We start from the raw sequence: 6,994 nt of genomic DNA on the forward strand, positions 1-6,994 counted from the left end.
GTGCTTTACGTGCCGATGAAGCATGTCGACGCCGAGGCCGGCACCATCACCTTCGACGACGAGGGCACCGAGACCACGCTTTCGATCACCGGCGGCCGCGTGAAGCTGCAGTGGAAGCCGGATTTCGGCATGCGCTGGGCAGCGCTTGGCGTCGATTTCGAAATGTTCGGCAAGGACCACCAGACCAATGCGGTGGTCTATGACCGTATCTGCAACATTCTGGGCGGACGGGCGCCGGAGCATTTCGTCTACGAACTGTTCCTCGACGAGAACGGCCAGAAGATCTCGAAGTCGAAGGGCAACGGGCTGACCATCGACGATTGGCTGACCTATGCGCCGACCGAAAGCCTCGGGCTCTACATGTACCAGCGGCCGCGGCAGGCCAAGAAGCTGTATTTCGACGTCATCCCGCGGGCCGTGGACGAATACTATACGTTCCTTGCCGCTTATCCCCGGCAGGACTGGAAGGAACGGCTGGGCAATCCGGTCTGGCATATGCATGATGGCAACCCGCCCGCGATCGACATGCCGGTGCCGTTCTCGCTGCTGCTCAATCTGGTCAGCGCCTCCAACGCGCAGAACAAGGATGTGCTGTGGGGGTTCATTTCACGTCATACGCAAGGCGTGACGCCAACGACGCATCCCGAGCTCGACCGGCTGGTCGGCCATGCGATCCGCTATTTCGACGATTTCGTGAAGCCGACGAAAACCTTCCGGCCCGCCGACGAGGTCGAGCGCGAGGCGCTGGCAGCCCTCGACGAAGCGCTTGGGGCGCTGCCGGCGGACGCCAATGGCGAAGCGATCCAGAACGCCTCGCTCAACGTCGCGCGCAGGATCGAGCGCTACCAGGATCATTCCAAGCAGAGCCCGGAAGGCGGCCCCGGCGTATCGGGCGCCTTCTTCCAGATGATCTATCAGGTGCTGATCGGCCAGGAGCGCGGCCCGCGCTTCGGCTCGTTCGCAGCGCTCTACGGCGTGGCCGAGACACGTGCGCTCATTGAGCGGGCGCTGGCTGGTCAGCTGGCTTGAGCACGCCGTCGACCTCTTCCAGGATCGAACCCGGCGCCTGAGGGGCCGGGCGTGGCGCGGCCGGCATCGCCGGCATGCCGGACAGATCGGGCGCCGATCCGAAAATGCCCTTCTTCGCCGTGCGCGCCTTGTCGCCGGCTTCGACATAGGGTCCGCCCTTGGCGGCGCGCGCCCAGCCGTTGTCGACCAGCCATTGGCCGATATCCTGATTGCCGATCCGGCATTCGGCGGCGATCAGGTCGCGGCCGCCCTGCGGCGGCACCGTGCAGACCACCGCGCGGCCGCGCAGGAAGGCGCGGAACGCCGTCCGCGCCCGGACACCGCACGGCCAGGGCTTGCCGTCCTCGCTGCAGGTCTCATCCTGCCTGACGATATCGATGCCGGAAACCGCGACCGAGTAACCCTTCGCCTCGATCAGGCCGGCGGCCGGCGCAACCGGCTGGAACAGCTTGGTGCCGTTCCAATCGTCGGGCATTTTCGGCTTGGGCGGCACAGCCAGCGCGAGTTTGCTCAACGGCTCGCGCGGCTCGACCCGTTCAAGCCCCTCGGCGGGCAGTTCCGGTGGCGCGACAATTTGGGGATCGATCGCCCTCGAATGCAGCGCCGGCTTTGGCGGCTGCGCGGCTGCTATGGCCGATGTGGCCGGCTCCTGCGGCACCGTCCCGGCAGCCTGCTGCGCCATCGTATCGGCGCCCGGATCAAGCTGGTCCACCGTGATGACGCTTTCACTCCCTTTCAACGTGCGACCGCCGGCGACGACCATGGCCGCCATCACCGGGACCATCAGAACCGCCAGGGCATGACGAAGGAGCCGCACCAGCTTGACCTACTGGCTAGCCCAGACAATCCGCGCCACCCATTCGACATCGCGCATGGGAATATCGCGGTCGGGATGATCGGGATTGAGCGAGACCAGCGCAATCGACTTGACGGTCTGGCGCTCGAGCACCTTGGCCATCACCTCGCCTGATGTGGTCTTGACGACGACGCGATCGCCCTTGCGGGTGACGGCGCCCGGTTCGACGATGAGGACGTCGCCATTGCGGTAGAGCGGCAGCATGGAATCGCCTTGCACCTGCAGCGCGTAGGAGCTCTCGGTCGATTGCGCCGGCAGTTCGATCAGATCCCAACCCTGCCCGACTGGAAAGCCGGCATCGTCGAAGAAGCCGCCGGCGCCGGCTTGGGCAAAGCCGAGCAACGGCACGGAGCTTCTGCGGGCGACCGAAGCGGCATGGCTGGTCGAAGCACCATTGCTGATCCCAGGCCGGCCTTCGATCAGACCGGTGAATTCGTCGAGTGAGGCGCCCGTCGCCTCGATGATCTTGGCCAGCGATTCGGTCGAGGGCCAGCGTGGTCGGCCATCCGACGACAAACGCTTCGACTTGTTGAAGGCAGTGGAATCGAGCCCCGCACGCTTGGCCAAACCCGAGGCCGAAAGCGAATAACGCTTGGCAAGAGCATCGATGGCAGCCCAGACTCGGTCGTGCGAGAGCATGCTCGCTCTCCTTCGGTGCAGGAAAAAATACCTTTCCCTTCTAGTCTTGGAATGTCGTTTTGTCCACCGGTCGTGAGTGGTTGCAAACGTTTCCGTCGATCGCGGAAAGTCCGACTACCGGGATCGACCGACACCCTTGGCCAAGCTGCGCAGACCCTGGTGCGATGTCATGAAAATCCGCTCCGTTTGCGTCGGTGGCCGCGGGTTCACGGCACGACCAAGTGCCGCAACGACCTCGCCAATCTCAAGAAAGTTGCGAGCCTTGCGATCGTAGACGCCGGCTGTCGTCAGGATCAACGCGGCCGTCTCGCCATTGTCGAGGACGAAGCGGTGCTTGCCTACAACCTGGGTGCCTTCCCAGGTCTCGATCGAGGACACCACTTCGAAGCGGCGCCACAGCCTGATCTCGCGTGCATAGACCGCTTGCAGTCCGCCCATCATCGGCGCCCAGCCATTCTTCCTTGCCAGCGTGATGAGGCCTGCACGAACAAACAGGTCGATGCGGCCGAGATCGGCCAGCATCATGTAGCGCGCATTGTTGAGATGGATGTTGAAATCGATGTCGGTCGGCAGGCAGCGGAAAGCCAGCCGGCCTTCGCCGCCCATCACATAGGGGCCACGGCTGCGTGCCGTGGCCATCATGCGCACCATGCGCGCCCAGACATACATTACAGCGCCCCATGTCCTCTTGGACGCGCAAAGGTCGCTGCAAGACGCTTGATTTTGCCCATGCGTCAGGCTGCCTGCTTCACGTCGCCTTTCGCATAGGGATCGAAGCGCTGGTAGAAGGTCTCGCCTTTCTCGGCCATGTCGAGCAGCAGCTTGGGTGCCTTGAACTCGGCGCCGTATTTCTTCTGCAGGTTCTTGGCGATCTTCACGAACGCCTTGGCGCCGATGCCGTCGATGTAGGACAGCGCACCGCCGGTGTAGGGCGCGAAGCCGAAAGCGAGGATCGAGCCGACATCGGCCTCGCGCGGGTCGGTGACGATGCCTTCTTCCATCACCCGCGCCGCTTCCAGCGCGATGGTGACCAGCAGCCGCTGCTGCAGTTCCTCATAATCGACCTTCTCGGGTGCAAGCTGCGGATAGAGCTCCCTAAGGCCCGGCCATAACTTCTTCTTGGCGGGCTTTGCCGGGTAATCGTAAAAACCCTTGCCGTTCTTGCGGCCGAAGCGGCCGTGATCGTCGACCATGGCGTTGATCAGCGCCATCTGCTTGGGATCGACCGCCTTGTCGCCCAGATCCCTGATGGTCTGCTTCATGATCTTCTGGGCAAGGTCGATGGCCGTCTCGTCGGTCAGCGCCAGGGGGCCGACCGGCATGCCGGCCGCCTTCGCTGCATTCTCGATCATCGGCGCGGGAACGCCCTCGATCAGCATCTTGTAGGCTTCCGACATGTAGCGCAGCACGCAGCGATTGACGTAGAAGCCGCGCGTGTCGTTGACGACGATCGGCGTCTTCTTGATGGCGCGAACGAAGTCGATGGCGGTGGCCAGCGCCTTGTCTCCGGTCTTCTTGCCCAAAATGATCTCGACCAGCATCATCTTGTCGACCGGCGAGAAGAAATGGATGCCGATAAAGTTTTTCGGCCGCGCCGAATTCTTCGCCAGGCCGGTGATCGGGATGGTGGAGGTGTTCGACGCGAAGATCGCCGATGGCTTCAGCACGGCCTCGGCCTGTTCGGTGGCGCTCTTCTTCACGCTCGAATCCTCGAAAACGGCCTCGACCACCAGATCGCAGCCGGCAAGGTCGGCATAGTCCGCCGTCGGCGTGATCAGCGACAGCAGTTTGTCCTTGTCCTCCGGCTTGGCGCGGCCCTTCTTGACCTGATCCGAGATCAGGCCGTCGGAATGCGCCTTGCCCTTGGCAGCCGACTCCAGATCACGGTCGAGCAGCACCACCGGGATGCCGGCCTTGGCGGTGACATAGGCGATGCCCGCGCCCATGAAGCCGGCGCCGAGAATGCCGATCTTCTTGAATTTGGTTTCGGGCACGCCGGCCGGGCGGCGGGCGCCCTTGTTCAGTTCCTGCAGCGACACGAACAACGAGCGGATCATCGCCGCCGCCTCCCTCGTCTGCATGATCTCGGTGAAATAGCGCTGCTCGATGCGCAAACCGGTGTCGAACGGCACCAGCAGGCCTTCATAGACGCATTTGAGGATCGCGGCGGCGGCCGGATAGTTGCCGTAAGTCTCACGACGCAGGATGGCGATGGCCGGCGGCCACAGATTGAAGCCGGCGGGCGAATAGATCTGGCCGCCGGGCAGCTTGAAACCTTTCTCGTCCCATGGCGCCACCGGCTTCAGGCCATTCCTGATCATCGCCTTGGCGGTCTCGACGAGCCTGGCCGGCTCGGCGATCTCATGGATCAGGCCCATAGACTTGGCCTTCTGCGGCGACAGTGTCTGGCCCGAGGTCAGCATCTGCAGCGCCTGCTGCTGATCGGTCAGCCGCGGCACGCGCTGGGTGCCGCCGGCGCCCGGGAAGATGCCGATCTTCACCTCGGGAAGTGCCATCTTCACCTTGTCGCTATCGGCGGCGACACGGCCGTGGCAGGCGAGCGACAATTCGAAGGCGCCGCCCATGCAGGTGCCGTTGATCGCCGACACCCACGGCTTTCCGCAAGTTTCCAGCTTGCGGAACAGGCCGGTCATCATGCCGGCATTGTCGAACAGCGCCTTGGTCGCCCTTTCGGCGTCCTTGCCCTTTTCCGCGGCGAAGGTCGTCAGCATCTTCTGCAACAGGGTAATGTCGGCACCGCCGGAGAAGGTGTCCTTGCCGGAGGTGATCACGGCGCCCTTGATGGCGGCGTCACCAGCCACCTTGTCGACAATGGCGTTCAATTCTCGCATCGCCTCTTCGGTGAAAACGTTCATCGAGCGGCCAGGCATGTCCCAGGTGACCAGCGCAATGCCGTCGGCGTCGATGTCGAGGGTGAAATTGGTGTAGCTCATCGTTTCTCTCCCCGTCAGACGCGTTCGATGATGGTTGCGGTTCCCATGCCGGCGCCGATGCACAGCGTCACCAGAGCCGTGTTGAGATCGCGGCGCTCGAGTTCGTCCAGCACCGTGCCGAAGATCATCGCGCCGGTGGCGCCGAGCGGATGACCCATGGCGATAGCGCCGCCATTGACGTTGATCCTGTCGTGATCGATGTCGAACGCCTGCATGTAGCGCAGCACCACCGAAGCGAAGGCTTCGTTGAGCTCGAACAGGTCGATGTCCGAGAGCTTCATCTTGGCGCGCTTCAACAGCTTCTCGGTGACGTCGACCGGGCCGGTCAGCATCAGCACCGGCTCGGAGCCGATGTTGGCGAAGGTACGAATGCGCGCGCGCGGCTTCAGCCCCATCGCCTTGCCGGCTTTCTTCGAACCGAGCAGCACGGCGGCGGCGCCGTCGACGATGCCGGACGAATTGCCGGCATGATGGACGTGATTGACCTCTTCCACCTCGGGATGCTTCTGCACGGCGACGGCATCGAAGCCGCCCATTTCGCCTGGCATGACGAAGGACGGGTTGAGCGAGGCCAGCGACTGCATGTCGGTCGACGGGCGCATATGTTCGTCATGGTCGAGGATGGTCAGGCCGTTCTGGTCCTTGATCGGGACGACGGAATTCTTGAAGCGGCCATCGGCCCAGGATTTGGCGGCGCGCTTCTGGCTCTCGACCGCATAGGCGTCGACGTCGTCTCTGCTGAAGCCGTATTTGGTGGCGATCAGGTCGGCCGAGATGCCTTGCGGCACGAACCAGCCGGGCAGGCCGACCGAAGGATCCATGAACCAGGCGCCGCCCGAGGCGCCCATGCCGACACGCGACATCGATTCGACGCCGCCGGCAATGACGATCTCATCGGCGCCCTGGGCGATCTTGGCGGCGCCGAAATTGATGGCGTCGAGCCCGGAAGCGCAGAAGCGTGAGATCTGCATGCCGGGCGCCTTGGTGTCGTAGCCGGCCTCGAAGGCGGCGGCGCGCGGAATGACCGAACCGGCTTCGCCGACCGGATCGACGCAGCCGAAGATGATGTCATCGACAGTGCCGGTGTCGAGCCCATTGCGATCGCGCAGCGCCTCAAGCGTCTTGGCGGCAAGCCGCACCGCCGGCACCTCGTGCAGCGATCCGTCCTTCTTGCCCTTGCCGCGCGGTGTGCGCACGGCGTCATAGACATAAGCTTCAGCCATTTGCTTGCTCCTTAGGTTTGCCTGATGTCGCTCTCAGAGAGAGCGGCCGATCAGCAATTTCATGATCTCGTTGGTGCCGCCGTAGATGCGCTGGACGCGGGCGTCGCGGAACATGCGGGCGATCGGGTATTCATTCATGTAGCCATAGCCGCCATGCAGTTGAAGGCATTCGTCGACGACTTTTCCCTGCAGGTCGCTGAGCCAGTACTTGGCCATCGACGCGGTCACAGGATCGAGGCCGCCGGCGATGTGGCGGGTGACGCGATTATTTTTGGAGACGCCGCCGGCGGGGG

The 6,994-nt window shown here is 63.6% G+C and carries 6 protein-coding genes and 1 pseudogene; 1 reads left to right on the plus strand and 6 read right to left on the minus strand.

Annotation, left to right across the window (positions count from 1 at the left end; all coding sequences use genetic code 11):
- Window positions 1-1,029 (plus strand): annotated as a pseudogene (gene lysK / locus EN939_RS14895) (lysine--tRNA ligase); the annotation flags it as partial.
- On the opposite strand, the gene EN939_RS14900 reads toward lysK, so the two are convergent.
- The 6 genes from EN939_RS14900 to EN939_RS14925 form a co-directional block, all read right to left on the minus strand.
- Window positions 995-1,846, minus strand: coding sequence for a thermonuclease family protein (locus EN939_RS14900; RefSeq protein WP_442919535.1), 852 nt, complete (start codon window positions 1,844-1,846; stop codon window positions 995-997). The pseudogene lysK and the gene EN939_RS14900 sit on opposite strands and share 35 nt — an antisense overlap.
- Before the next feature lie 9 nt (window positions 1,847-1,855).
- Window positions 1,856-2,524: a S24 family peptidase gene (locus tag EN939_RS14905; protein WP_127268614.1), complete on the minus strand. Its 669-nt coding sequence runs from the start codon at window positions 2,522-2,524 to the stop codon at window positions 1,856-1,858.
- A 114-nt stretch (window positions 2,525-2,638) separates the two neighbouring features.
- Window positions 2,639-3,193, minus strand: a complete 555-nt coding sequence (locus tag EN939_RS14910; RefSeq protein ID WP_127268615.1) for a thioesterase family protein — start codon at window positions 3,191-3,193, stop codon at window positions 2,639-2,641.
- 65 nt (window positions 3,194-3,258) lie between these two features.
- Window positions 3,259-5,478, minus strand: coding sequence for a 3-hydroxyacyl-CoA dehydrogenase NAD-binding domain-containing protein (locus EN939_RS14915; RefSeq protein WP_127268616.1), 2,220 nt, complete (start codon window positions 5,476-5,478; stop codon window positions 3,259-3,261).
- A 14-nt stretch (window positions 5,479-5,492) separates the two neighbouring features.
- Window positions 5,493-6,701 carry an acetyl-CoA C-acetyltransferase gene (locus EN939_RS14920; protein WP_127268617.1) on the minus strand — a complete coding sequence of 403 codons (1,209 nt, stop codon included), beginning with the start codon at window positions 6,699-6,701 and terminating at the stop codon, window positions 5,493-5,495.
- 33 nt (window positions 6,702-6,734) lie between these two features.
- Window positions 6,735-6,994, minus strand: a 260-nt coding sequence (locus tag EN939_RS14925) for an acyl-CoA dehydrogenase family protein (protein ID WP_272483092.1), incomplete at its 5' end; no start/stop codon positions are given.

Origin of the sequence: Mesorhizobium sp. M7A.F.Ca.CA.002.05.1.1 (genome assembly GCF_003998335.1) — a bacterium.
GTDB lineage: Bacteria > Pseudomonadota > Alphaproteobacteria > Rhizobiales > Rhizobiaceae > Mesorhizobium.

Excerpts from the sequence above, each read along its gene's own strand:
- EN939_RS14915 (WP_127268616.1), bottom strand. The coding sequence starts at position 5,478 with ATGAGCTACACCAATTTCACCCTCGACATCGACGCCGACGGCATTGCG.
- EN939_RS14910 (WP_127268615.1), bottom strand. The coding sequence starts at position 3,193 with ATGTATGTCTGGGCGCGCATGGTGCGCATGATGGCCACGGCACGCAGC.
- EN939_RS14905 (WP_127268614.1), bottom strand. The coding sequence starts at position 2,524 with ATGCTCTCGCACGACCGAGTCTGGGCTGCCATCGATGCTCTTGCCAAG.
- EN939_RS14920 (WP_127268617.1), bottom strand. The coding sequence starts at position 6,701 with ATGGCTGAAGCTTATGTCTATGACGCCGTGCGCACACCGCGCGGCAAG.